This is a genomic window from Agrobacterium tumefaciens (assembly GCF_013337285.1).
In the GTDB taxonomy this organism is placed as follows: domain Bacteria; phylum Pseudomonadota; class Alphaproteobacteria; order Rhizobiales; family Rhizobiaceae; genus Agrobacterium; species Agrobacterium burrii.
Genome location: NZ_SUPW01000011.1, coordinates 58,054 through 81,852, shown reverse-complemented (window position 1 = coordinate 81,852; position 23,799 = coordinate 58,054). Strand labels below are relative to the sequence as shown.

At 59.5% G+C, this 23,799-nt stretch carries 21 protein-coding genes; 6 read left to right on the top strand and 15 right to left on the bottom strand.

What is annotated here, in order from left to right:
• Nucleotides 1–7: 7 nt before the first annotated feature.
• Nucleotides 8–1,186 carry a hypothetical protein gene (locus FCH38_RS21920; protein ID WP_174375153.1) on the bottom strand — a complete coding sequence of 393 codons (1,179 nt, stop codon included), beginning with the start codon at nucleotides 1,184–1,186 and terminating at the stop codon, nucleotides 8–10.
• 270 nt (nucleotides 1,187–1,456) lie between these two features.
• Here FCH38_RS21920 and FCH38_RS21915 point away from each other — a divergent pair, with 270 nt between their 5' ends.
• The 3 genes from FCH38_RS21915 to FCH38_RS21905 all read left to right on the top strand — a co-directional run bounded on the left by FCH38_RS21915 (nucleotide 1,457) and on the right by FCH38_RS21905 (nucleotide 4,346).
• Nucleotides 1,457–1,744, top strand: a complete 288-nt coding sequence (locus FCH38_RS21915) for a hypothetical protein (protein ID WP_149901568.1) — start codon at nucleotides 1,457–1,459, stop codon at nucleotides 1,742–1,744.
• Between the two features lie 489 nt (nucleotides 1,745–2,233).
• On the top strand, nucleotides 2,234–2,881 hold the full coding sequence (locus FCH38_RS21910; RefSeq protein ID WP_149901567.1) for an outer membrane protein: 648 nt from the start codon (nucleotides 2,234–2,236) through the stop codon (nucleotides 2,879–2,881).
• A gap of 283 nt (nucleotides 2,882–3,164) precedes the next feature.
• Nucleotides 3,165–4,346 carry an MFS transporter gene (locus FCH38_RS21905; RefSeq protein WP_174375152.1) on the top strand — a complete coding sequence of 394 codons (1,182 nt, stop codon included), beginning with the start codon at nucleotides 3,165–3,167 and terminating at the stop codon, nucleotides 4,344–4,346.
• A gap of 163 nt (nucleotides 4,347–4,509) precedes the next feature.
• Here the strand turns inward: FCH38_RS21905 and FCH38_RS21900 are convergent, their stop codons facing one another.
• The 3 genes from FCH38_RS21900 to FCH38_RS21890 all read right to left on the bottom strand — a co-directional run bounded on the left by FCH38_RS21900 (nucleotide 4,510) and on the right by FCH38_RS21890 (nucleotide 7,768).
• Nucleotides 4,510–5,502: a WD40 repeat domain-containing protein gene (locus FCH38_RS21900; protein WP_149901565.1), complete on the bottom strand. Its 993-nt coding sequence runs from the start codon at nucleotides 5,500–5,502 to the stop codon at nucleotides 4,510–4,512.
• 229 nt (nucleotides 5,503–5,731) lie between these two features.
• Complete coding sequence (locus tag FCH38_RS21895) at nucleotides 5,732–6,850, bottom strand: CobW family GTP-binding protein (protein ID WP_153516865.1); 1,119 nt, start codon at nucleotides 6,848–6,850, stop codon at nucleotides 5,732–5,734.
• Nucleotides 6,851–6,967: 117 nt separating this feature from the next.
• On the bottom strand, nucleotides 6,968–7,768 hold the full coding sequence (locus FCH38_RS21890) for a creatininase family protein (protein ID WP_174375151.1): 801 nt from the start codon (nucleotides 7,766–7,768) through the stop codon (nucleotides 6,968–6,970).
• Nucleotides 7,769–7,847: 79 nt separating this feature from the next.
• Here FCH38_RS21890 and FCH38_RS21885 point away from each other — a divergent pair, with 79 nt between their 5' ends.
• The 3 genes from FCH38_RS21885 (at nucleotide 7,848) to FCH38_RS21875 (ending at nucleotide 10,970) form a co-directional block, all read left to right on the top strand.
• Nucleotides 7,848–8,357, top strand: coding sequence for a MarR family winged helix-turn-helix transcriptional regulator (locus FCH38_RS21885; protein ID WP_149901562.1), 510 nt, complete (start codon nucleotides 7,848–7,850; stop codon nucleotides 8,355–8,357).
• A gap of 132 nt (nucleotides 8,358–8,489) precedes the next feature.
• Nucleotides 8,490–9,512: a LacI family DNA-binding transcriptional regulator gene (locus FCH38_RS21880; protein WP_080793893.1), complete on the top strand. Its 1,023-nt coding sequence runs from the start codon at nucleotides 8,490–8,492 to the stop codon at nucleotides 9,510–9,512.
• Nucleotides 9,513–10,007: 495 nt separating this feature from the next.
• Nucleotides 10,008–10,970 carry a 2-hydroxyacid dehydrogenase gene (locus FCH38_RS21875; RefSeq protein WP_174375150.1) on the top strand — a complete coding sequence of 321 codons (963 nt, stop codon included), beginning with the start codon at nucleotides 10,008–10,010 and terminating at the stop codon, nucleotides 10,968–10,970.
• A 135-nt stretch (nucleotides 10,971–11,105) separates the two neighbouring features.
• Here the strand turns inward: FCH38_RS21875 and FCH38_RS21870 are convergent, their stop codons facing one another.
• The 11 genes from FCH38_RS21870 to FCH38_RS21820 form a co-directional block, all read right to left on the bottom strand.
• The gene (locus tag FCH38_RS21870) at nucleotides 11,106–12,233 is read right to left on the bottom strand and encodes a Gfo/Idh/MocA family protein (RefSeq protein ID WP_174375149.1); all 1,128 of its coding nucleotides are present in this window, start codon (nucleotides 12,231–12,233) and stop codon (nucleotides 11,106–11,108) included.
• A gap of 38 nt (nucleotides 12,234–12,271) precedes the next feature.
• Nucleotides 12,272–13,084 (bottom strand): 5-deoxy-glucuronate isomerase, encoded by an 813-nt coding sequence (gene iolB / locus FCH38_RS21865; RefSeq protein WP_153516861.1) that lies wholly within the window; start codon nucleotides 13,082–13,084, stop codon nucleotides 12,272–12,274.
• A 189-nt stretch (nucleotides 13,085–13,273) separates the two neighbouring features.
• On the bottom strand, nucleotides 13,274–14,182 hold the full coding sequence (gene iolE / locus FCH38_RS21860) for a myo-inosose-2 dehydratase (protein WP_149901558.1): 909 nt from the start codon (nucleotides 14,180–14,182) through the stop codon (nucleotides 13,274–13,276).
• A 1-nt stretch (nucleotide 14,183) separates the two neighbouring features.
• Complete coding sequence (gene iolD, locus FCH38_RS21855) at nucleotides 14,184–16,010, bottom strand: 3D-(3,5/4)-trihydroxycyclohexane-1,2-dione acylhydrolase (decyclizing) (RefSeq protein ID WP_174375148.1); 1,827 nt, start codon at nucleotides 16,008–16,010, stop codon at nucleotides 14,184–14,186.
• Nucleotides 16,007–17,923: a bifunctional 5-dehydro-2-deoxygluconokinase/5-dehydro-2-deoxyphosphogluconate aldolase gene (locus tag FCH38_RS21850; protein WP_174375147.1), complete on the bottom strand. Its 1,917-nt coding sequence runs from the start codon at nucleotides 17,921–17,923 to the stop codon at nucleotides 16,007–16,009. Before FCH38_RS21850 ends, iolD begins: the two co-directional genes overlap by 4 nt.
• 206 nt (nucleotides 17,924–18,129) lie before the next feature.
• A complete protein-coding gene (locus FCH38_RS21845; protein ID WP_174375146.1) occupies nucleotides 18,130–18,945 on the bottom strand; it encodes a MurR/RpiR family transcriptional regulator in 816 nt (271 codons plus the stop codon).
• Between the two features lie 144 nt (nucleotides 18,946–19,089).
• Nucleotides 19,090–19,806 (bottom strand): ABC transporter ATP-binding protein, encoded by a 717-nt coding sequence (locus FCH38_RS21840; protein WP_174375145.1) that lies wholly within the window; start codon nucleotides 19,804–19,806, stop codon nucleotides 19,090–19,092.
• Entirely contained in the window at nucleotides 19,787–20,551 is a 765-nt protein-coding gene (locus tag FCH38_RS21835) for an ABC transporter ATP-binding protein (protein ID WP_174375144.1), read from the bottom strand. Before FCH38_RS21835 ends, FCH38_RS21840 begins: the two co-directional genes overlap by 20 nt.
• The gene (locus FCH38_RS21830) at nucleotides 20,548–21,555 is read right to left on the bottom strand and encodes a branched-chain amino acid ABC transporter permease (protein ID WP_149901552.1); all 1,008 of its coding nucleotides are present in this window, start codon (nucleotides 21,553–21,555) and stop codon (nucleotides 20,548–20,550) included. The genes FCH38_RS21835 and FCH38_RS21830 overlap by 4 nt, the downstream gene beginning before the upstream one ends.
• 1 nt (nucleotide 21,556) lies before the next feature.
• On the bottom strand, nucleotides 21,557–22,420 hold the full coding sequence (locus FCH38_RS21825; RefSeq protein WP_149901551.1) for a branched-chain amino acid ABC transporter permease: 864 nt from the start codon (nucleotides 22,418–22,420) through the stop codon (nucleotides 21,557–21,559).
• 117 nt (nucleotides 22,421–22,537) lie between these two features.
• Nucleotides 22,538–23,710, bottom strand: coding sequence for an ABC transporter substrate-binding protein (locus FCH38_RS21820; protein WP_153516857.1), 1,173 nt, complete (start codon nucleotides 23,708–23,710; stop codon nucleotides 22,538–22,540).
• Nucleotides 23,711–23,799: the final 89 nt, after the last annotated feature.

Below are 23,799 nucleotides of genomic sequence, written 5' to 3'. Positions count from 1 at the left end.
GGATATTTCAGAATGTGCCGGTGAAACGTGAGGTGACGCTGGAGCCACTATAAGAGAAGTCGGTGTCGCGCTCGCCATGCAGAAGACGGTTGAATTCCACTTCAAGCTTGCTGCTCTTGCCGGTGTCGAAGGAGAGTGTGGCCACCAGCCTGCGTTCGCTGGTGTCGTAATTATAATAGATCCAGTCCTTGTGAACGCGCTGCAGGGCAAGGTTGAGCCCCACCTTGTCGGTGAGCTTGCTTTTCATGACCAGTTGCCAGCGCCGATGGAATTCGGCGATCGGGTCATCCGGGTCGAAAAGCGCATAGTCCTGCGAAAAGCCGGCGCCGAAGGTTATGCGGTCGGTGGCTTTTACCTCGGCTTCTGTCCGCAGGTAGGGCCGGGTGCGCTTCACCTTGTCGCTGATCTCATCGCCGGAAATGGTTGTGAGGCCCGCCTCAGCCAGAACCGCGAAACGTTCGGAGAGCTTGTAACCATAGGCCAGTGAGCCGCGCAGCGTATTGGCCTCAAACCGCTCGTATTTTTCCTGCTGGCTTTCCGGCACGACGATGCGGTCATAAGCGAGTGTCAGCCCCGCTTCGCCGCCGCCCAGCGGTCGTTCATGTTCGGCCTTGAGGGATAAAAGTGCTTCATTGGCTTCCAGCCGGGTGGGCAGGAAATAGGCCGGCCTGAAACGCGCCTTGCCCTTCATCAGGCTGGCGAGGCTTGCCGTCAGCGTGTTCTTACCGCCCAAAGCGAGGATGCCGAGCTGGGAAGAGGCCTCCAGTTTGTGGTCCAGCCGCCGATAACCGATGTCTTCTTCGGGCAGGTGCACGAAGATATCACCGGCATCGCTGCGCGTGCCGCGCAACTCGATGGCCCATTCCAGTTTTTCGGAAAAACGCCTGGTTAACCCCAGAGAGGCAATGGTGTTGTGTTCATTGGCAAAACTATAACGGGGGAGACGGACCTCCTCGTGCTCGAGCGCATAACGCAGTTCCGTCCCTTCCAGAGCGATCTTGCCGTTGAGCCCGAAGCCGGCGCGCAGCGAAATCGCGCTCAGGCGATTGGTATCGGCGAAATAATTGGTGTCATAGGCGACGCCCGACTTGTAGGTGAAATTGTGCTCATCCGCACTTTCACCCGCCCGCGCGCCGGAGGCGCAGGCAAGCCCAAGAACAAGCGCGATACATCCCCCCAGTCGCATTCGCATCTCCGGTCTCTAATTAAGCAATATCTTATATTTAGATGGTTAATAAAGTTTCCGGGGATTTTTTACTGCCACAACAGCAAATGATTACTCAGAGCAATCAGGTCAGCGTGAGGAACTCGGGGCGGTATCAATAAAATTTTATTAAATTCACAAGTATTAATGTTAATCGTTTATTGTAATATTAGCCTTTGCTTGAATTAGAATCCTCTAAATATACAGTTCAGTTACGCCATGGGGCGTGATCAAACATAAGAGGAGAGAGAAATGATTGCTAAATTTGCTTGTGTAGCCGCTGTTCTTACTATCGCTTCCGTTGGTCAGGCCAATGCCGGCGGTCTTCTGGGCGGTATCCTTTCCGGAAACAGCAACAAGGGCGGCGCGCTCGTCGTCGTGTCGCCAAGCATCGATCTGGGGCTCAACGGTATCCTGTCCAATAACGGGATTCTGAACGGCAACAAGACCGGCATCCTGAGCGGTATTCTGAACGGCAACAAGACCTCCGTCGATGTCATCGACAACAAGAATGACGGCGGCAAGAAGCGTCGGCACTAATCAGTCAGATCGAAAATCGACAGGGATTTTCGACGGTAACGATGCGCGCAGGACATAAGCCGGGAACGATCTCCGAGTTGCGTGTGTATGACGCATGGCGCTTCCGGCAACAACAAACGGCGCATCGCACACCTGAAAGGGGGCCTCGCGGCCCCCTTTTTTTGTTCATATTTTCTCTGCCATACTTTCACAATGTTGCGTGCTTAACGCTACTTCTGATGGATTTTGTAGATTGGACTTAGCCGTAATCGCTTAATTATGATCGCTCGGATTTACGTGTCGATTGTCTAATTTATATATTGTTATGTCTGGAAATATTAACGGATTTATATCGTTCATACTTATATTTTTATAATTTTCACACGATGTTAACCTTGTTGAGCTTCAATCATAAGGTGCGTTCACCTTGTTAATTACGTTGTGTTTCGTGGCGGATTTGTTCGTGCCCCGCAACGTGGTGGGTGAAGTTATTTTTCAAGGAGCTATCGCATGTTGAAACAATCATTTCTGGCGCTCGTCACACTCGGCGTGTTTTCGGGTGCTGCGGTTGCCGCTGATGCGGTCAATGACATTCCGGCTGCACCGTATGTCAATGACGTCGCGCCTTCCTTTTCCTGGGACGGTTTTTACGCCGGTGCTTCGGCTGGTTATGGCTGGAACCGTGTGAAGTCGACCACTTTTGGCGTCACCACAAAGCATGAATTCGATGGCGCCCGTTTTTCCGGTTTTGCCGGTTATAATTTCGAGGTGGCACCATCCGTCGTTCTCGGCGTCGAAGGTGACCTTGGTTATGCCTGGGGCGATAAAACCATTGTTACCAGCAAGGTTTCCGCAGGTCTGAACGGCTCCGCGCGTCTGCGTGCCGGTTATGCCATCGATCGTGCCTTGATCTACACTGCCGGCGGCTACACCGCGACCGACAGTGAAGTGGATGCACCGTTCGGCAAGGACAGCAAAGTGCTGCACGGCTGGACGGTTGGCGCCGGTATTGATTACGCGTTCACCAACAATTTGTTCGGCCGCGTTGAATATCGCTACAACGATTTTGGTAAGGCGACGTATAGAACGGGTGCGATCTCGTCGGTCGGCGATGTCAATGAACATGTCGTCAAGGTTGGTCTCGGCGTAAAGTTCTGATCAGGGGCGCTTCCGCTCTTCCGAGAAGACGAGGTCGCTGATAGCGTCAACGCCATGGGCAACCATGGGACCGTTTTATCGATCCATACCGGCCCGGCGGAAGATGTTCTGCCGGGCCGGGTAACTTATTGCGAGGCTGTGCTTGCCGGGAGACGCGAAAGAAGAAGCACGTTTCGTTCAAAGCCAAAAAACGTGCGCTTCCTGATTTACGAGCTTGAACCGCGGTCGGTTTTGGTGAGATGGTGCGATCCTGTCCCGTCTCCCAGCTTCCAATCGATTCCCCATGCTTCAGAAAAGCACTTCGCCGGGCGCTTTTGATCGTCAGGCCTATATGATCGCGCTGCTGGTCTTCGTTGCCGGCGGCACCAACGCGGCTGTCGTGCCGTTTATCGGTTTTTACATCATTCAGGTGCTCGGCCATCCGCCGGCAACGCTTGGCCTTTATAGCGTGACGGCGATGGTTGCCTCGATTATCGCCAGCCGTTTTTATGGCGAGCGTGTCGATGCCGGGGTGCGGGTGCGGCCGTTGCTGCTTCTCTCCGTGTCCGGCGCTTTTGTCGCGGTGGGGGCTGCGACCTTCGGGCATTTGGGACTGCTGGTGGCGATAACGGCGGTCGGCATGGGGCTTTCCAACGCTGCCAGCACCCTCATCTTCAGTTACGGACGTTATCACGGCCGGGTGCAGGCGTTGAATACTGCCTCTTATAACGCTTTCCTGCGGACGATGGTGTCGCTGGCGTGGATGCTGCTGCCGGCTGCAGCCTATCTCATCTTCGATCTTGCCGGCGCAAAGGCCGTATTTGGCATCGCCCTGCTGATGACGACCATCTGGGGCGGGCTTGCGCTTGCCATCGTGCCGCGCGGCCAGACATGCCCGATGGAGCGGCGGCAGGAGGGGGAGGCCGATGAGGGGCGCAACCTGCCGCTGCTTCTGGCGGCGGCGGCCAGTTTTTGCATGTCTTTCGCCCACGCGCTCTGCGCTTCCGCCCTGCCGGTTTTTTTGGTGCGCGAGGTGGGCCTGCCGGATTATGCGCCGGGTCTGTCGCTCAGCGTCAAATGCGCCATGGAGGTGCTGCTCATCCTGCTTGCGCCGAGGATCATGCGCCGGGTCAGTGCCCGCATCCTTCTCTGCATCGCGGCCGTGATGGCGATCGTCGCGTTCAATGTCATAGCTTCGGTCACGACGCTACCGGCCATGTTGGTCGGCGCGGCGCTGGAGGGAGCCTATTACGGACTTTGTGCCGGTACATGCCTGACCTTCGTGCAGGGTTTCGCGCGCGGGCGCACGGCGCGGGCAACCGCGCTCTACATGAACTCCATCTTCCTTGCCGGGCTGTTTGCGGTGCCGCTGATGGGATTTGTATCGCAATATGCGAGCTTCGGCACGTCGATAAGGCTTGCTTCGGTTGGCGCTGGAGCGGCCCTGCTGATGCTTTTCCTGACGCGACGCCAGGTGAGCGAGTAGGGCCTTTGTGCATGTCGAAAACCTCTCCTCCGTCATGTCGGCCTTGAGCCTACATCCAGCCATGGCGCGTCTGCGCCGTGCGAAGTGTCTCTTTCGCGATCAAGGACTTTATCCCCAGGACCCCGGCTCAAGGCCGCGTTGACGGATACGGCTCCGTCCGCCCTTACGCTGAAATGTCGATGATACCGCAATCACCCGCCTCTGAGGCAAAGGCGAGCAGTTTGCCGGTGGCGCTCCAGTCCATGGCTGTGATCGCACCCTTGCCGGGGCGGCGCAGCAGAGCTTCCTTGCCATCTGCCAGACGCACGCCGAGGATCATGCCGTCGATGAAGCCGATGGCCAGCACGTCTTCCACCGGGTGGAAGGCGACATGGGTGACCATGATGTTGGCGCGGCTACCGAGTTCTTCCGGCGCCTTGCCCATCGGGCCGTCCTTGCCGGCAAATGGCCAGACGATGGCAGCCGGTGCGCCGGAAGATGCAAGCCATTTGCCCTTTGCCGACCAGGAAATGGATTTGACCTTGGCGGGATACCCCGTCATGCGCATGTGGCGGGCTTCCATGCCGCCTTTCGTGGCCTCCATCTTCCAGCCATGCAGGGCGTTTTCCTGCATGGTGGTGACAAGGAACTTGCCATCAGGCGAGAAAATGACGCCGGTATGAGCGCCCTTCCATTCCAGATCGACCGGATCGCCGGCGCTCGCCACCCAATGCAGCGTCACGCCGTTATAACGCGCCACCGCAATGCGCAGGCCCTTGGGCGCAAAGGCGATGGCCTCCACCGTGCGCTCTTCCTTGAATTCCTTGACCGTGCCGTCCGACAGGCGCACGAAGCTGGACTTGCCGACGCCATAAGCGACCGCCTTCTGCGGCCCGCCGGCGACGACGCCGATCCATTTGCGCGGCACGTTCGCCAGCTCGCTGATGCTGCCGTCGTGGCCGATGCGCAGCACGCGCCCATCCTCGCCGCCGGAAAGCAGCGTGGCGCTGTAGGGATCGCGAATGCAGGTCAGAAGCCCGTCATGCGCCTGCGTCACCTTCTCGCCGCCATCCAGCCGGTGAATGGTGCCGGCGGCGGTGGCAAACAGCGGAATGTCGCCGAGAAAATGGGTCGAGACCACGTGGCCTTCGATATCAAGCGGGGCAACAGTCGGCATGGGGCATCGGTCTTTCGTCTATGTGTTTTTCGTTTGGTGGATTTCGGTCGCTGACCAGGCCGGGAAGACCCGTTGGTGCGGTTTCAACCCGTCGCGTCATGGTCGGGTTTGACCCGGCCATCCACATGCTGGCGGCAATGGGTCCTCGGGTCAAGCCCGAGGATGACGTCGAGTGTGGGGAAGGGCACCGGGAACACAAAAGAGCGTCTCGGTGCGTCCTTCAAAAACCTCAAGCCGTCGCGAGGCAGGCGTTGAAGCTCTTTTCCAGCTTTTCGCGGTCGAGTTCGCGGCCGATGAAGACGAGGCGGCTTTCGCGCTTTTCGCCTTCTTTCCATGGGCGCTGGTGATCACCTTCGATGATCATGTGCACGCCCTGCACCACGTAACGTTCCGCATCGCCCTTGAAGGCGATGATGCCCTTGAGGCGCAGAATGTTCGGGCCGTCGGTCTGCGTCACTTTCTGGATCCACGGGAAGAAACGTTCCGCATTCATCTCACCGCCGCGCAGCGACACGGATTGCACCGTCACATCATGGATCGGCGAAACCGCGCCATGGTGGTGGTGATCGTGGCCATGGTCATGATGCGCGTGATCATGATCGTGATGATGGTGGTCATGGTCGTGCCCATGATCATGGTCATGATGGTGGTGGTCGCAATCAGGACCGCAGGCGTGGTCTTCATGGCCGTGTTCAAGGAAATGCGGATCGTTTTCAAGCGCCCGTTCCAGATTGAACGCGCCCTGATCGAGAACGCGGGCGAGATCGACGCCCGAGCGGGTGGCCTTGTAGATGCGGGCGGAAGGATTGATGGCGCGAACGACGTCCTCGACGCGGGCCAGTTCTTCCGGCGTGACGAGATCGGTCTTGTTGACGATGACGACATCGGCAAAGGCGATCTGGTCTTCGGCCTCGCGGCTATCCTTGAGGCGCAGCGGCAGGTGCTTGGCATCAACAAGCGCAATGACGGCGTCCAGCTCGGTCTTGGCGCGCACGTCATCATCCATGAAGAAGGTCTGGGCGACGGGAACGGGATCGGCAAGACCGGTCGTCTCGACGATGATGCCGTCGAAGCGGCCGGGACGGCGCATCAGGCCTTCGACCACGCGGATCAGGTCGCCGCGCACCGTGCAGCATACGCAGCCATTGTTCATTTCGTAGATTTCTTCGTCGGATTCGACGATCAGATCATTATCGATGCCGATCTCGCCGAATTCATTGACGATGACAGCGTATTTCTTGCCGTGGTTCTCGGAGAGAATGCGGTTGAGGAGCGTCGTTTTACCGGCGCCGAGATATCCCGTCAGGACGGTGACTGGAATGGGCTTGGCTGGTGCTGTTTCGGTCATGGAAAACCCCGCGTGGAGACAAGGCCCTTAGAGGCCCCAAGGAAGAAGTGTTGTCGTCCATATAGGCGCGACATCCGGGCAGTTCAAAGAGATTTTGGCCTAAACCGGCCAAGTGGCTCAAATTTTGTTATGAAATAACGTTATGTCAAAAGCGTGGACATCTTCAAGCAGTTCGACAAGGCCGCTGACGGCGTGCGAGATCAGCCTTTCACCCTTTTGCGCCGTGGCAGCGGCGGCATTTCCGGCAACGCCGTGAGCGTTGAGATCGCTCATCAGCCAGCCGAAAGCGTGCGGGCCATAGGCGCGCAGATGTTTGAAACGGCTGGCGAAATCGCTTTGACGCGAGGGGAAGTCGGCAACCTTGTCCATCGCCACCCGTTCCGGGCAGAGCGCCAGCATGACGGAGGTTTCGATATCGCCGCCATGGATGTCGATCGCCTTGTCTTCCGGCCTCACCACATCCGCCGGCACGCCGAAGCGGGTCCAGCTGGTGGCGACCGCCAGTATGCCGAAGCGGGCGCGGGCCTCGGTGGCGACGATGGTCATCAGCGGCGAATTGCCGCCATGGGCATTCAGCATCACGAATTTACGCACACCTTTTTCATATTCCGTCTTCGCAATGCCGAGCCAACGTTCGATGGCCTCGTCGTAACGTAGTGTCTTCGTGCCCGGCACATCCATGTGTTCGATGGAATATCCGACGGGTTCCACCGGCAGGAACGAGATTGGCAGATGGCCGGGCAGGGCGGCGGCAAGACGGACGACGATGCCGTCAGCAATCAGCGTATCGGTCTCGAACGGCAGGTGCGGACCATGCTGTTCATGTGCGCCCAGCGGCAACACGGAAATTGCACCGGTTGCGCGAAGATGAGGGTCTGTTACGTTTTCGTCGTGATAATGCGTGTATGTGTTTGGCATCTGGCAGTCCGCGCGTGCATTCGGTAAGGATTTCCAGCAACATATATCGGTTCCGCCACAGGGTAAAAGGCACTCGCATATGAGCAAGGATAAAACTGGGAACAAGGACAAGGGCGCCAAGAAGGAGAAGGGCAGCAAGAAAGTAAAGGACGCCAAAAAAAGGGATGAGAATTTCAACCCGGAGGAACTGGCGCAATCCATTACCCAGGCCGCCCGCTCCATGCGCACCGCGCTGAGCCACAGCCTTGCCGAAAGCGGTCTTTATGCCGGGCAGGACGGTGTTATTCTGGCTTTGGCGCAGGAAGGCAGCCTCACGCCGGGACAGATCGCCCAGAAGCTCGGCGTCAAGGCGCCCACCATGACGCGCACCATCGGCCGCATGGAAGCCCAGGGTTTCGTGGAACGTAGCGGTGATGACGAGGATGGCCGGGTGACGCTGGTAAAGCTGACGGAAGCCGGCCTGCAAAGCGTCGAACACATCAATGTCTCGATAGCCGATTGCGGCGCAAGGGCCATAGAGGGGCTTTCAGCCAAGGATGTGCGCACTGTGGTTAAACTTCTCAAGGTAATCGATACCAATCTTCAATAATTTGTTGAAATTTTTAAAAATAAAACTCTGTTTTGTGGGTATCTCTTAAACGGGTTGCGGATTTTGTTTAAATTGTTTAATTGCAATTTAAACAGGGACATCCGTCGCTGACATGCGTTTGGGAGGAATGCTGTGGCTCAAAAGATCAAACTGTCCACGATTGCCGAGAGTCTTGGTCTTTCGACCGCTACCATTTCCCTTGCATTGCGTGACAGTCCGCTGGTTGCCTCCGATACGCGCGACAAGATCAAGGAACAGGCGCGGGCGCTGGGTTATATCTACAACCGCCGCGCCGCCAGCCTGCGCACCTCGCGCTCCGGCATTGTCGGCGTGGTGTTTCACGATGTGATGAACCCGTTTTACGGCGAAATTCTCAAAGCCATCGAAAGCGAGCTGGACCGCAGCCGCCAGACCTTCATTCTTTCCAACCACTATGATTCGGTTGAAAAACAGCGCACCTTCATCGAAACGCTGCTGCAGCTCGGTTCGGATGGCATCATCATGTCGCCCGCCATCGGCACGCCGATCGAGGATATGACGCTGGCCGAGGAGAACGGCATGCCCGCCATTCTGGTGGCCCGTTCGATGGACGGCGTCGATATGCCGACCTATCGCGGTGACGACAGCTACGGCATTTCGCTGGCCACCAACCATCTGATCAGCCTTGGCCACCGCACCATCGCCATGGTTGGTGGTACCGACCAGACATCGACCGGCCGCGACCGGTATCAGGGTTACGTCAATGCGCTGCGCAAGGCGGGCATCGAGGTTGATCCGAACCTGCGCATTCCCGGCCCCCGCTCCAAGCAGGGCGGTTTCGAGGCCGCCGTGCATTTCCTGTCGCTGCCGCAGAAGCCGACCGCCGCCGTCTGCTGGAACGATCTGGTCGCCATTGGCCTGATGAACGGCATTTCGCGCGCCGGTCTGGTGCCGGGTGTGGATATTTCCGTCACCGGCTACGACGACCTTGAGGAAGCCGCCATCGCCACGCCAGCGCTGACGACCGTTTCCAACGGGCAGGCCGAGGTCGGGCGTCTTGCGGCCCGCGCGCTGCTGGACCGGCTGGCCGGTAGCCACGAACCTGATGGCATTCATCTCATCAAGCCGGAAATGCGCATCAGGCAATCGACCGGGCCGGTGCGGCCGCGGGTGTGAGCCTGACCTGATGGCACGCAGCGGTCTTAGCGTCGCGTCCCTTCGTCATTCCGACCCGGCCCGAAATTCGGCCGCCGTGTGTCTGCGATGGAAAGACGTTTTTTCAGGGAGGCGTGATCCATGCCACCGCGCCGACGTCATCCTCGGGCCTGTCCCGAGGATCTGCAACCTATTGATTTTGTGGATGTGATTAGACCCTTGGGACAAGCCCAAGGGTGACGTTGCGAGAAGCCGTATCCATTGCGCTCAATGCCTTCATGTGTATTCTATTTAGAAATTCACACCCGGCAGCGATGAATCAGTCCGGCATGACGGTGAGGAATACGTCAAAAAAATCGGCATGAAACTTCCGTCTGCCCCCATAGCATCCCCTTATTGCCCTTTTCACGGCCGTCTTTGTTTGAAAGGATCGCCGCCCAGAGGAGTGGTATGGCGAGCGGTTCGCCTGCAACCCACTCCGGCATATTGGAATGTTATCAGGAGGAATATCCGCTCATGTCTGACAAAAAGGCTGTCGTTCTCGTTCCCGGCAAGATAAACCCGCGCGTTCTCGAACGCCTCGAAGGCAAGGTCGAGATCGTGGCAGTGCCTGCCGGTGCAGAGCCGGTTCTGCCTGATGGTGCGGCTGAGCGCATCAATGCCATCGCCGTTTCCGGCGTCGTCAACGCCAAATGGATCGATGCGCTGCCGAAGCTCGAGATCATCGCCAATTTCGGCGTGGGTTATGACGGCGTCGATGCCAAACATGCTGCCACGCGCGGCATCGTGGTGACCAATACACCTGACGTGCTGAACGACGAGGTTGCGGATACGACGATTGCGCTGTTGATCAACACCGTGCGCCGTCTTTATCAGGCCGAGACCTGGCTGCGCGACGGCAAATGGGTCGGCGAAGGACCTTTTGCGCTTTCGCCGTTTTCGCTGCGTGGCCGCAAGGTTGGTCTCTTCGGCATGGGCCGCATCGGCCAGGAAATCGCCAAGCGGCTGGAGCCCTTCAAAGTGGAAATCGGATACCACACCCGCAGCCAGCGGGATGGCCTTTCCTACACCTATTACGGCTCGCTGAAGGAGATGGCTGAGGCCGTCGATATCCTGATCTGCATCGTGCCCGGAACGCCGGAAACACATAAGGCGATCAACGCCGAAATCCTCTCGGCGCTCGGGCCGCAGGGTGTGTTCATCAATGTCGGTCGTGGCTCCAGCGTCGATGAGGATGCGCTGTTGGAGGCGTTGCGGAGCGGTGCTGTTGGGGCCGCAGGTCTTGATGTCTTCTACGCCGAACCGAAGGTGCCGGAAGCCTTCCTGTCGCTGCCGAATGTTTCCCTGCTGCCGCACGTTGCCTCCGCCTCGGTCCCGACGCGTAACGCCATGGCCGATCTGGTGGCCGATAATATTCTCGGCTGGTTCAAGGACGGCAAGGTGCTGACGCCGGTGCCGGAAACGCCAGTGAAAAGCTGATACCTTTCCTGCGTCATCCTCGGGCTCGTCCCGAGGATTCAACCACGTCGCGTTAAATCGATCGGTTGCAGATGCTCGGGACAGGCCCGAGCATGACGAAAGAGGCGGAACTCGGCGCTCACCTCATACCCATCCCTATTCCACAATCTCCCCAGTCGCGACCCACCGCCCTTCGGCAAACGACCGGGCCATGGCGTGAATGCTGCGCTCGATCTTCAGCCCTTCCTCGAAATCGATGATATGGGCCTTTTTCCCCTCGATTGCCGCGATCAATTCGTGGCATTCAATCACCTTCAGATCATTGAAGCCTAGGCCGTGGCCGGGGGCGGGGATGAAGCGGTCATAGGGCTTGTGGTGGGGTGCGGCGAGAATGGTTCTGAAACCCTGCTCTTCCGGGCGTCCGTCCGTGGTGTAGAGCTGGAACTCGTTCATCCGCTCCTGATCGAAAAGGATCGAACCGGTGGAGCCGTAAATCTGGATGGCGATGCGGCCTTTGCGGCCCCAGGCGGAGCGGTTGGCGATGAGCACGGCGGAAATGCCACCTTCAAGCTTTAGCAGAACGCTGGCAAGATCGTGTGTTTCGACTGCGCGGTCGCCGCCACCGGCGAGCGGTCGTCTTTCATAGGGTTTCACCATGTCGGTGATGGCGCTTTCGGCGTGGCCGAACAGGGCGTAGAGCAGCGACAGCGGGTGCACGGCGAAATCATCCAGCGCGCCATAGCCGGAAGAGGCCTCGCTCTTCCAGTAGAAGGGCTGGGTCGCATCCGCCATGAAGTCTTCGTCCATTTCGGCCCGGACGTGATAAACTTTGCCAATCGCGCCTTCGTCGGTCAGGCGGCGCATATGGCGGATGACAGGGTTCTGGATGTAATTGTAGCCCATGGCGGCTGCCTTGGCGGACCGGCGGGCCGCATCGCGCATCTTCACCGCGTCGGTAAAGGCGGGCGCCATCGGCTTTTCACACCAGACATGTTTGCCGGCCTCAAGGGCGGCAATGGCCATTTCCGGGTGGAAAGCATTCGGCGTGGTGACGGAGATCACGTCAATCTCGGGATCGGCAAGCAGATCGCGCCAGTTGCCTGTCGAGCGGGCAAAACCGAACTCCGCCGCCTTCTTTGCCGCAAGCTCGGGGTTTACCTCCGCGAGCGTGACAAGCCGGGGACGTTCCACGTCGCCGAAAACGCTTGTGACATTGTTCCACGCAAGCGCGTGGCATTTGCCCATATAACCCGTGCCAATAAGTCCCACGCCAAGAGCGGTCATGGTCTCTCCTCCCAAATTTTTAAAGTGAAATATACCTGTCAGGGATTGTCGCGCTTGAAAATCCAGTCGTGATCGGGATGGTTCTTGAAGCGCCATTTGCGCATCGGCCCCGCCATCACGTTCAGATAATACATCTCATAGCCGTAGGGTGCGCCACAGGGGTGATGACCCTTGGGCACCAGCACGACATCGCCGTCCGACACCGCCATGGTCTCATCAAGCGAGCCATCTTCGGTGAAGACGCGCTGGAAGCCGAAACCCTGCGCCGGGTTGAGGCGATGATAATAGGTCTCTTCCAGATAGGTCATGTCGGGGTAGTTATCCTCATCATGCCGGTGCGGCGGATAGGACGACCAGTTGCCCGAAGGCGTGAATACCTCAGTTACCAGCAGGCTGTCGGCGACATCGCGCTCTTCCATGGCGATGGGGAAGATGTAACGCGTATTGGCGCCCTTGCCGCGTTCCGTCAGTTGCACGCCGTTCGGGCCGATCTGCTGCGCCTCGCGGCTGCCTTTTTCGCCGGGTGCGGTGCAGACGCCGACGGTGCAATCGGTCGTGGCGGTCAGCGACCATTCGGAGCCGGCCGGAACATAAACGCAATGCGGCGGCTTGCGCTCGAACACATTCATGCGGTCACCGAGTTCACCGAAATCCTTATCCCCCGCGGAAATCGTCGCCTTGCCTTCGACCAGCACGAGGATAACTTCAGTATCGCCGGTATTTTCCGCAGCCGTCTCGCCCGGCTTCAGGCGGTAAAGGCCGAAACCGACATAACCCCAATCCGCGCTTTGGGGCGTGATATCGTGCACCTTGCCGCTGGTCGCGACCGGCTTGCGCAGAAGTGAGGTCATGGTGTTGTTCCTTTTTTGGTCAGTCGTTCGTCGGTTCGTGCGGTCTCGTCACCCCGGCCTTGTGCCGGGGTCCAGCCGACGCGCGTCTGCGCGGCGGGGAGTATCTTTTCAGCCCAAAGACTTGGGCTGGCTGGATAACGGCTCAAGCCGGCATGACGGGCGGGATATGCCGCCCGCTATCGGCTCAGCTCAGGCAGCCTCGGCCTTGTCCAGCCCCGCTTCGCGGGCAAAAGCCTTCAGCGATTTCAGCCCGAGGCTCTGATATTCGAAGGGGTTGCGCACGTCAGGATCCTGCTCGGCCTCGATCACCAGCCAGCCGCTGTAACCATGCTCGGCCGCCACTTTCAGAACCGGCGGGAAGTTCACGCCGCCTTCGCTGTCGCCGGGAACGGTGAACACGCCGCGGCGAACGCCTTCGAGGAAGGAGAGCCGGTCATTGCGAACCTGATCGGCAATGGCGGGACGCACGTTCTTGGCATGGATATGGCCGACGCGGCCCATATATTTCTGCGCGACGCGCACGGGATCGCCGCCGCCGAACAGGCAATGACCGGTATCGAGCAGCAGATGCGTCTTCGGCCCGGTGTGCTTCATCAGAAGGTCGATCTCGTCTTCGCTCTCGACCACCGTGCCCATGTGGTGATGATAAACGAGGGTGATGCCCTGTTCGGCCGCATAAGCTGCCAGCGCTTCGACGCCTGCGCCGAACGACGCCCAGTCCTCGGCCTTCAGGCGCGGACGGTCGACCAGCGCCGTGTCGTCTGCGCCATGGATGGCGTTGGAGGTTTCGCAGACGATGATGACTTTCGAGCCCATGGCCTTCAGGAGATCAAGCGCCGGCTGCATGGCCTTCTTTTCGGATTCGATGTCATCGGTCAAAAGGTTCAGCGAATGCCAGCCGGAGACGAAGGAGAGGCCACGCGGCGAAAGCACGCCTTTCAGGCCTTCCGGATCGGTCGGGAATTTATGGCCCTTCTCGATGCCGTCGAAGCCGATCTTGGCGGTTTCATCCAGGCACTGTTCGAGGCTGATATGGGCGCCCAGCGTGCGGTCGTCGTCGTTGGACCAGGCGATGGGGTTGGTGCCGTAACGGATCATCTTACTGTCTTTCCTTGAGATGGTTTTCATAACGGGCGCGCGCGCCGGCAATTTCGCCGCGCTCGGAAACTTCAGGCACCGCGACATCCCACCAGTGACCACCGGCCTGCGGCGTCGGGTAAGGGTCGGTATCGATGACGATGACAGTCGTGCGGCTGGAGGCACGGGCGGCAGCAAGCGCCTCTTCGAGTTCGGATATGGTGGAAACCTTGCGTGCATCCGCGCCCATCGAGCCGGCATGGGCCACGAAATCAATGGCGATCGGGTTGACGTTGGTATGGGCGTAGAGGTTGTTGAACTCCGCGCCGCCGGTTTCCATCTGCAGGCGGTTGATGCAGCCGTAACCCCTGTTGTCGGTGATGACGAGCGTGATCTTCACGCCCATGGCGACCGATGTCGCAAGCTCGGAATTCATCATCATGTAGGAGCCATCGCCGACCATGACGATCACGTCGCGGTCCGGTTCCGCCATCTTGATGCCGAGGCCGCCGGCCACTTCATAACCCATGCAGGAGAAGCCGTATTCCATGTGATAGGAGAGCGGCAGCTTGGATTTCCACAGCTGGTGAAGCTCGCCCGGCATGGTGCCTGCGGCGCACATGACGACGGTATTGTCACGCGACTGGCGCTGTACCGCGCCGATGACCTGCATGTCGGTGGGCAGGTTGTTTGTCTCATCAGGGCCGGGGGCTGCCGTGTCCGCATCGGCCTTTTCGAACCATGCCGCCTTGAGGCCCGCATCCGGTGCCGCGAAGCGATGGCTGCCGAGTGCGGCCGAGAGCTTTTCGAGGCCGATTTTTGCATCCGCCGTCAGGCTGATCGCATCGTGTTTGGTGCTGTCATAGTGCTGCACGTTCAGCGCAAGGATCTTGCGGCTGGGGTTCTTGAACAGCGCCCAGGAACCGGTGGTGAAATCCTGAAAACGGGTGCCGACACCGAAGACGAGATCGGCCTTTTCGCTGACGATATTGGCGCTTTCGGCACCGGTGACGCCGACCGGACCGAAATTGAGATCGTGATCCCAGGCGAGCGCCGATTTTCCGGCCTGCGTTTCGACGACGGGGATGGAATGGGTTTCGGCAAAACGCTTCAGTGTTTCCGTTGCGCCTGCAAAATGCACGCCGCCGCCGGCAACTATAACGGGGTTCTTAGCAGCCTTCAGCGCGGCAACCGCCTCTTCGAATTCCACGACATCCGGCTCAGGACGGCGCTGGCGCCAGACGCGCTTTTCGAAGAAACTTTCGGGGTAATCATAGGCTTCCGCCTGTACATCCTGGCAGAAGGCGAGCGTGACGGGGCCGCAATCTGCCGGGTCTGTCATGGTGCGCATGGCGCGGGGAAGGGCGGTCAGCAATTGCTCCGGGCGCATGATGCGGTCGAAATAACGGCTGACCGGGCGGAAGCAGTCATTGACCGTCATGGTGCCATCGCCAAAATCTTCGAGCTGCTGCAGCACGGGGTCCGGGCCGCGATTGGCGAAGACATCGCCGGGGATCAGCAGAACCGGCAGGCGGTTGACATGCGCGAGCGCTGCCGCCGTCACCATATTGGCCGCACCGGGGCCGATGGAGGAGGTGACTGCCATGGCCCGGCGGCGGCGCAGCTGCTTCGAATAGGCAATGGCCGCATGGGCCATGGACTGCTCGTTCTGGCCACGATAGGTCGGCAGTTCGTCGCGGATGCCATAAAGCGCCTCGCCGATGCCGGCGACGTTGCCATGGCCGAAAATCGCCCACATGCCGGCGATATAGGTTTCGCCGTGTTCATTCATCTGCGCTGCCAGGTAACGAACCATGGCCTGCGCAGCCGTCATTCTGATTGTCTTCACGCTGCCTCTCCCTTTTTGGCGCGCGCCTCATCCCATATGCGGCACAGGCTGGTATAGCGCTGCGCCATGTCCCTGACCGCTTCCTGATCGGTGATCTTGCCGGCGAGCCAGGCCCGTGCGGCGTCTACGAAAATCGTGCGGCCGACGGCGAAACCTTTGACCAGATCGAAGTCGGCGGCAAGGCGGAAGCTTTCCTCCAGTTCGCTTTGTGGCGCGTCGAGACCGAGAACGACGATGCCGCGCACATAAGGATCGTTGCGATGCACGGCGTCGCAGGCGTTCTTCCACGCGGCACGGGTCTTCATCGGCTCCAGCTTCCACCAGTCGGGATAAACCCCGATTTCATAGAAACGCTCGACGATGCGGGCGGCGGTGAGATCGTCGGTCGGGCCGACCTTGGAGGGAATAACCTCCAGCAACATTTCCAGCCGGTTGCGGCGCGTGGCCTGGAACAGGCGGCTAACCGTTTCCTCCTGCGCGGCGCGCATCTCATCCGTATCGTCAGGGTGATAGAAGCACAGAACCTTAACGACATTTTCAAGCGGCCATTCGGAAAGCCCGCCGAAATCCTTGCCGAGTTCCGGTTCCAGCGTCAGCGGGCGCGAGCCCGGCCATTCCACCGGGCGGCCGATCCACAGGCCCGAGCCGCTGGCGGCAAAAAGCGCGTCGCGTCCGAGGCGTCCGTCGCAGAGAATACCGTAACCCGGCCTGTCGCCCGCAACCGTCTGCGCCGCCTCAAGGCAGAGCTTCTTGAAAGCGCCGATCTTTTCGTGTTTCACGCCAAGCTCGTCGGCAATGGCCTCAAGCTGCATGCGGTGGTCAAAGGCGAAGACGCGCATCGTGTCCCATTCGCCCTTGCGGTTGGTGGACCAGTGCACCTGTTCCAGCGCCTCGTCCTTGCGCAGCGCCTTGTTGCGAATGCCGGCCTTGAAGAAATATTGCAGCTCTTCCCAGCTCGGATAGGCAGGCGTACAGCCGTGGCGGGAGACGGCGAAAGCGCCGCAGGCATTGGCGTATTTCAGCGTCGTCGGCCAGTCTTCGCCGCGCAGCCAGCCGCGGAACAGCCCGGCCATGAAACCATCGCCGGCGCCCAGAACATTGAAGACTTCGATCGGAAAACCTTCGCCCGTCTCGCCATCATCGAGGCTTGCGGGAATGTCGCCGGTGAAGACCGAAGCACCCATCGGCCCGCGCTTGCACACCAGCGTCGCGTTCGAAACTTTGCGCACGGCGTTCAGCGCAGCGAGCGTATCGGTGGAGCCGCCGGCGATGTGGAATTCTTCCTCGGTTCCGACGATCAGATCGAAAAGATGCAGGGTGGATTGCAGCTTGGTGGTGACCTTCTGCGATTCGACGAAGCGGCTTTCGCCATCGCCATGGCCGGCAACACCCCAGAGATTGGGCCGGTAGTCGATATCGAGCGCGGTCTTTGCGCCATTTTCGCGGGCGAGTTTCAGCGCTTTCAGCACGGCCGCTTCGGTATTGGGATGGGACAGATGTGTGCCGGTGGCGCAGACGCAGCCAGCTTCAGCAATGAAGGCGGGGTCGATATCGTCTTCGCTCAGCGCCATGTCCGCACAGTTTTCGCGATAGAAAATCAGCGGGAACTGGTTCTGGTCACGAATGCCGAGCAACACCAGCGCGGTCAGCCGCTCCGGATCGGTTTTCACGCCGCGCACGTCGACGCCTTCGCGAACCAGCTGCTCACGGATGAAGCGGCCCATATGCTCATCGCCAACGCGGGTGATGACGGCGCTGTTGAGGCCTAGCCGGGCAGCGCCGGCTGCGATGTTGGTGGGGGAGCCGCCAATATATTTGGCAAAGGAGGCCATGTCCTCCAGACGGCCGCCGACCTGCGAACCATACAGGTCGACAGACGAGCGCCCGATCGTGATAAGATCAAGTTTTTTCAAAAGGTTCCTCCTTCGGGCCGCCTGTTGCGGCGGCCTGCCTCACATGTTTGGAGCGATATCGGACAAAGCTGCCCGCCCCTTTCGCCATCTCGTTCCGGCAGGCCTCCTCCGCCCACTGTCATCCGTCACGAGACGGACGAATATGGAATGCCCGTTTCATGGATTTGGATCATAAATTCTATTTTTTCCATTTTCAATAAAAATATTCAGGCTGTTTTGCGGGTTCCCACAGCTACGGCCAGCGTAATAGCCAGACAGAGCGTGGCGGAAAGCGAGCGGAATGCACCGAAATCGATCTCTGTGACCGTCAAAAGTGTTGCGCCCGATTTGCGCAGCGGATTGACGGCAGAATCAGAGAGCGCAACCACCGGAATGCCATTGGCCCGGGCCGTTTCCGCCAGTTCCAGCGTCTCAGTGGAATAGGGAGAGAAGGTGATGGCGATCAGCGCGTCATCGCTGGAGATGGCGCTGATATTGCCCAGCCCGCCAACGGCGCTGTGCAGAACCGCTGGCACCTTCATTTTTTCGAAGGCATAGGCAAGGTAACTGGCTATGGGGAAAGACCGTCGCAAACCGATAATGTGGACAGTGCGCGCGCCAGCCAGTGCCGAAACCGCCTCGTCAAGCTGCCGCGTATCGACCGATTTCAGCAGCATTTCCAGCGAGGAACGACCGGCTTCGACAAATTCCGCAAGCAGGCCGGAGGCGCTTTCATCGCCCTTTTCACGCAGATGATCTAGTCGTGTGGTGTAATCCGGCCAGCCGCCGACATAGGAATCGCGAAACAGGCGCTGCATTTCCGAAAAACCGGAAAAGCCCATGATCTGGCAAAACCGCATGAAGGCCGAAGGCTGCACGCCAGCACCCTCTGCCATTTCGGCGACGGTGGAAACGGCAATGCGGTCCTGATTGGAGGCGACATAATCGGCGCATTGCCGCAATCGTTTCGGCAGCCCCTCCGCAACCTGGAGCAATCGCTCCTCAAAAGCCTTCACCGATTCTGGCGCCTCGATTGCCGTCATTGTCGTTCCTTTATGCAGACTGAAATCGTGTGCACTTTAGCTCCAGTGGAATTTTTATTCCATTGGGTTTTTTAGGAACGGATAAATGAGGTGGGTCGGGGGTAAAACGTATACCTCCCCGCTTCTGTGAATTGCTGCCTTGAGCTAGTGCAGCCCGCCAACCCCGAGATGCGTATCGATAATATCCGGGTTTTGTGCCAATTCGCTGGACGGCCCTTCCCAGACGATGCGGCCGCGTTCCATGATAATGGCATGGTCGGCGAAGTCGATGGCCATCTGGATACGTTGTTCGACGAGAAGAATGGTCATTTCGCCTGACTGCGCCAGTTTGGAGAAGGCGGCCATCAGTTCTTCGCAGATGACAGGTGCGAGGCCTTCCAGCGGCTCATCGAGAAGCAGCACCCGCGGCTTCCCGAGAATCGTCCGGGCGGTGGAGAGCATCTGCTGTTCGCCGCCGGAAAGTTGCGAACCGAGATTGCGGCGGCGTTCCTTCAGGCGTGGAAACAGCGTATAGGCCTCCTCGATCGCAGATTTCGGCCGACCCTTGAGGCCGACGAAAAGGTTTTCCTCAACGGTCAGTGTTGGAAACACGTCGCGGGTCTGCGGCACGTAACCGAGGCCGGCTTTGGCGCGGGCGGCACTCGGCAGGGCGGCAATGTCCTGTCCGCCGAGGCGGATATCGCCGGAAAAGCGTTTCGTCTGGCCGGCCAGCGTGGCAAAAAGGCTGGTCTTGCCAACGCCATTGCGGCCGAGAACGGCAAAACGCGAACCTGATGGTACCGAAAGCGACAGGCCTTCGATGACGCGGGTCGGGCCGTAACCGGCGGTCAGGTTGACGATTTCAAGCGGCGCTGCGGGCATCGGCGTAACTTCCCAGATAGGCTTGGCGGACTTCCGCATTGCTGGTGACATCATCAGGCGAACCGTCGAAGATGACGGCGCCGGCCGCGAGAACCACGACACGTTTGGCGAAGCGGAAAACCAGATCCATGTCGTGTTCGATCATCAATATGGCGAGATCGGCGGGCAGCCGGTCCAGCGCCTGCTCGATACGTGCCGTTTCCGTCGAAGGCACGCCGGCCGCCGGTTCGTCGAGCAGCAGGATTTTCGGGCGAAGCGCCATGGCAAGCGCGATCTCGATCAGCCGTTGCTGGCCATAGGCGATTTCCCGCACCCTTGTTTCGGCAAGCGCCAGAAGGCCGAGCGTGCCGAGAATATCGCGCGCTTCGCTCATCACCGCGGGCATGGCGCGGTAACGGCCGAAAATCCGGCCGGTCTTTCCTTCCCGCTGGAGAATGGCGAGCGCCACATGTTCTTCAGGCGTCATATCCTGAAACAGCCGCGTGACCTGAAACGAGCGGACGAGTCCGCGCTTCACCCGCTGGCTGGCGCTGAGGTCTGTCACGTCCTCGCCGGCAATGCGCACTGTGCCGGCCGAGGGCTTGATGGTGCCGGTGACGAGATTGACGAAGGTGGTCTTGCCGGCGCCATTGGGGCCGATCAGCACCGTGCGGTCTCCCGGCGACAGCGATAGCGAGACATTATTGGTGACGACGAGGCCACCGAAATTCTTCTGCAGGCCGGATACTTCGAAAATGGCGCTCATTTGCGATCTCCCCGCAGGCGCGCAATGATCTGTTCGCCTGCGCCGTAAAGCCCGCGTGGTGCAAAGAGCACGACGGCAATCAGCAACAGGCCGACGATCGTCAGCCAATGGAATGGATTGGCGGCGGAAACGACATCCTCAAACCACATGAAGGTGACAGTGCCGATCAACGCACCATAAAGCGAACCCGCGCCGCCCAGCACCAGCATGACCAGCCCTTCGGCCGAAAGCGTGAAGCTGAGGCTGTCGAGGCCGACGACCTGCGTCGAGATGGCGTTCAGCGCACCGCCAATGCCGGCGACGACCCCTGATATGACGAACATCTTCAAAATGGTGCCGTTGACCGAGCCGCCCATGGCCTGAATGCGGATGCTGTCCTGCTTGACGCCGCGACACAGCATGCCGAAGGGTGAGTTGACGATGACCCTGAGGGCAAGGAAAACGAGGAGCAGCAGGCAGACGCCATAGATATAGGCGGTGCGGCCGAAAAGATCGAATTCGAAGGTGCCGAACAGGGCGTCGGGCGAAACGCCTGATAGCCCGTCGCTGCCGCCGGTCCAGTTCGATGCCTTGTTGGCCGCCTCATGGAACAGATGGATGACGGCGATGGAAAGCACCAGCTGCGGCAGGCCGTGGGCGCGCAGCAGAACCGTGCCGGAGAGCAGCCCGGCGACGCCACCTGCTGCCGCGCCGATGGCGGTCATCAGAAGCGGATCGGTGATCTCGAAATGGGCGGCGGCGATGCCGGCGGCATAGGCGCCCGCACCGAAGAGCGCCGCATGACCAAGCGTGGCGACGCCGCAATAACCGGTGACGAGATCGATCGACAACACGAGCAACGCAATGGCGATGATACGGGTCAGCAGCGCCAGATTATCCGGAAACAGAAAGTAGCCGATGATGGCGGCGGCGATGATGAGGAGCGGCCCGGCGACAGCGCGCAGCGGCGAGCGTGCCTTCGGGGTGTCTGCCGTTGCAGTCAGGTCGTTCATGAGCACCGCCATCTCATTTCGCCCTTCCAAGAAGGCCGCGCGGGAACAACGTGATGATCACGATGACCGCCAGATAAAAGAAGAATTCGCCATATTCGGGGGCGAGATACCGCCCGGTCGTATCGATGGCGCCGAGCAGCAGGCAGGCTATCAGCGCGCCCGGAATGGAGCCAGCGCCGCCGACCGAGACCACCACGAGGAAGGTGACCATATAGCGCAGCGCATAATAGGGTTCGACCGGCAGCAGCTCCGCGCCGATGACCCCGCCCATGGCGGCAAGGCCGACGGCGATGGCGAAGCTGACGGCATAGATGACCTCGGTGCGCACGCCGAGCGCTGCCGCCATGGCGGCATTGTCCACCGCCGCGCGCAACTTGATGCCGAAGGCGGTCTTTTCAAAAGTGAACCACAGCGTTGCCGCGACGACGAGGCCGCTGACGATGGCGAAGATGCGGTGGGTGGCGATGGTGCGGAAGCCGAGATCGGTGGGGCCGGCCAATTGTTGCGGCAAGGGAATGGTTTTGAGTGTCGGCCCGAACACAAAATTGGCGATGCCGATGATGCAGAAGGTGATGCCGATGGTCATCAGCACCTGCGTCAGTTCAGGTGCGCCGTAAATCCGCCGGTAAAGGAAACGTTCGAGCGGTATGGCGATAATGATGGTGCCGACGATGGCAACGAGGATCGCCGCCGCATAACCGAAACCGAGGCCATGGGCGGCATAAGAGGCGAGGTAACCGCCGATCATGGCGAAAGCGCCATGCGCCAGATTGACCACCCGCATCAGCCCCATTGTCACCGATAGACCGATGGAAATGATGAACAGGACCATGCCATAGGCAAGCGCATCGATGAGGATGCTGAAGACCGTCTGCATGTTGAAAAAACTCCTCCCGGTGCTGTAACGCCCGTCCGGGCCGGAACCGAACCGCTGCAAGGCGGTTCGACCGTTTCAAGAATGCCGCCATTGTGGCGGCGATGCCGGTGTCGCCGGTTATTTCGCGGCCGCGAGACCCGGATCGCCCTGTTTTTCGAAGGTCTGGACTTCCTTGTTGTAGTAGGAACCGTCATCGCCCTTGGCGACTTCGCGCAGATAGATGTTCTGCGTGATGTGGCGGCTTTCCGGATCGATGCTGACAGGGCCGCGCGGGCTTGTCCAGGAAAGACCCTTCACCGCCTCGACTGCCTTTTCCGCATCCTGTTTGCCGCCTGTGGCCTCGATCATTTTGCTGATGACATACATGCCGTCAAATGCGCTAACGGAGGGGAAGGACAGTTCCTTCGGATTACCGATCGCCTTGGTGGCGGCTTCCACGAATGTCTTGTTCTCAGGTGAATCGTGCGAGACGGCGTAATGAAAGGTCGTCTGCATGCCGAGTGCGGCCTCGCCGAGCGCCGGCAGGTCGGATTCCTGGGTGAGATCGCCCGGCGCGAAAAGCTTGACGCCAGCGGATTTCAGGCCGTTATCGTTGAAGGCCTTGACGAAGCCGAGCGTGGTCGGGCCAGATGGCAGGAAGGCGAAAACCCCTTGAGCGCCTGAATCCTTGACGCGCTGCATGATCGGACTGAAATCATTGGTGGAGAGCGGCATGCGGATGGTTTCCACCACCTCGCCGCCGGCGGCGGTAAATGCCGCCTTGAAGGCGTTCTCGGCATCGACGCCGGGGCCGTAATCGCTGACCAGCGAAATGACCTTCTTCACACCGCCATCAAACGCCACCTTGGCGATGGGGGTGGAGGTCTGCCAGGTGGTGAACGACGTGCGCACCACATAGGGGCTTTTGGTCACGATGGCCGAGGTGGCGGCATTCATGATGACCATCGGCACATTGCCCTGCTTCAGAAGCGGGGTGACGGCCATGGCATCAGGGGTGAAATAGAAGCCGGCAAGATATTGCACGCGTTCCTTCACCACCAGTTCTTGCGCCAGTGCCTTGGACTGCGCCGGATCGGCCTGCGGCACGTCGCGATAGACGACTTCAATGCTATCATCACCGACCTTGTTGCCGTGCAGCGCAAACCAGGCATCAATGCCGGCCTTGAAGTTTTTGCCCTGCAACGCAAAGGGACCGGAGAACGGACCGACCACGCCGACCTTGATCGTCTCGGCATAAGCAGCAGAACTGAAGCAGATGGCCGCGATTGCGGCGGTGATCCGTAATTTCATGATTTCCTCCCAATTGATCCGTGGCTCCCATCCACCGATCCAGGCTGCCAGATTGATGAGTGCGATGACCAAAGTAAAATGAAATAAGG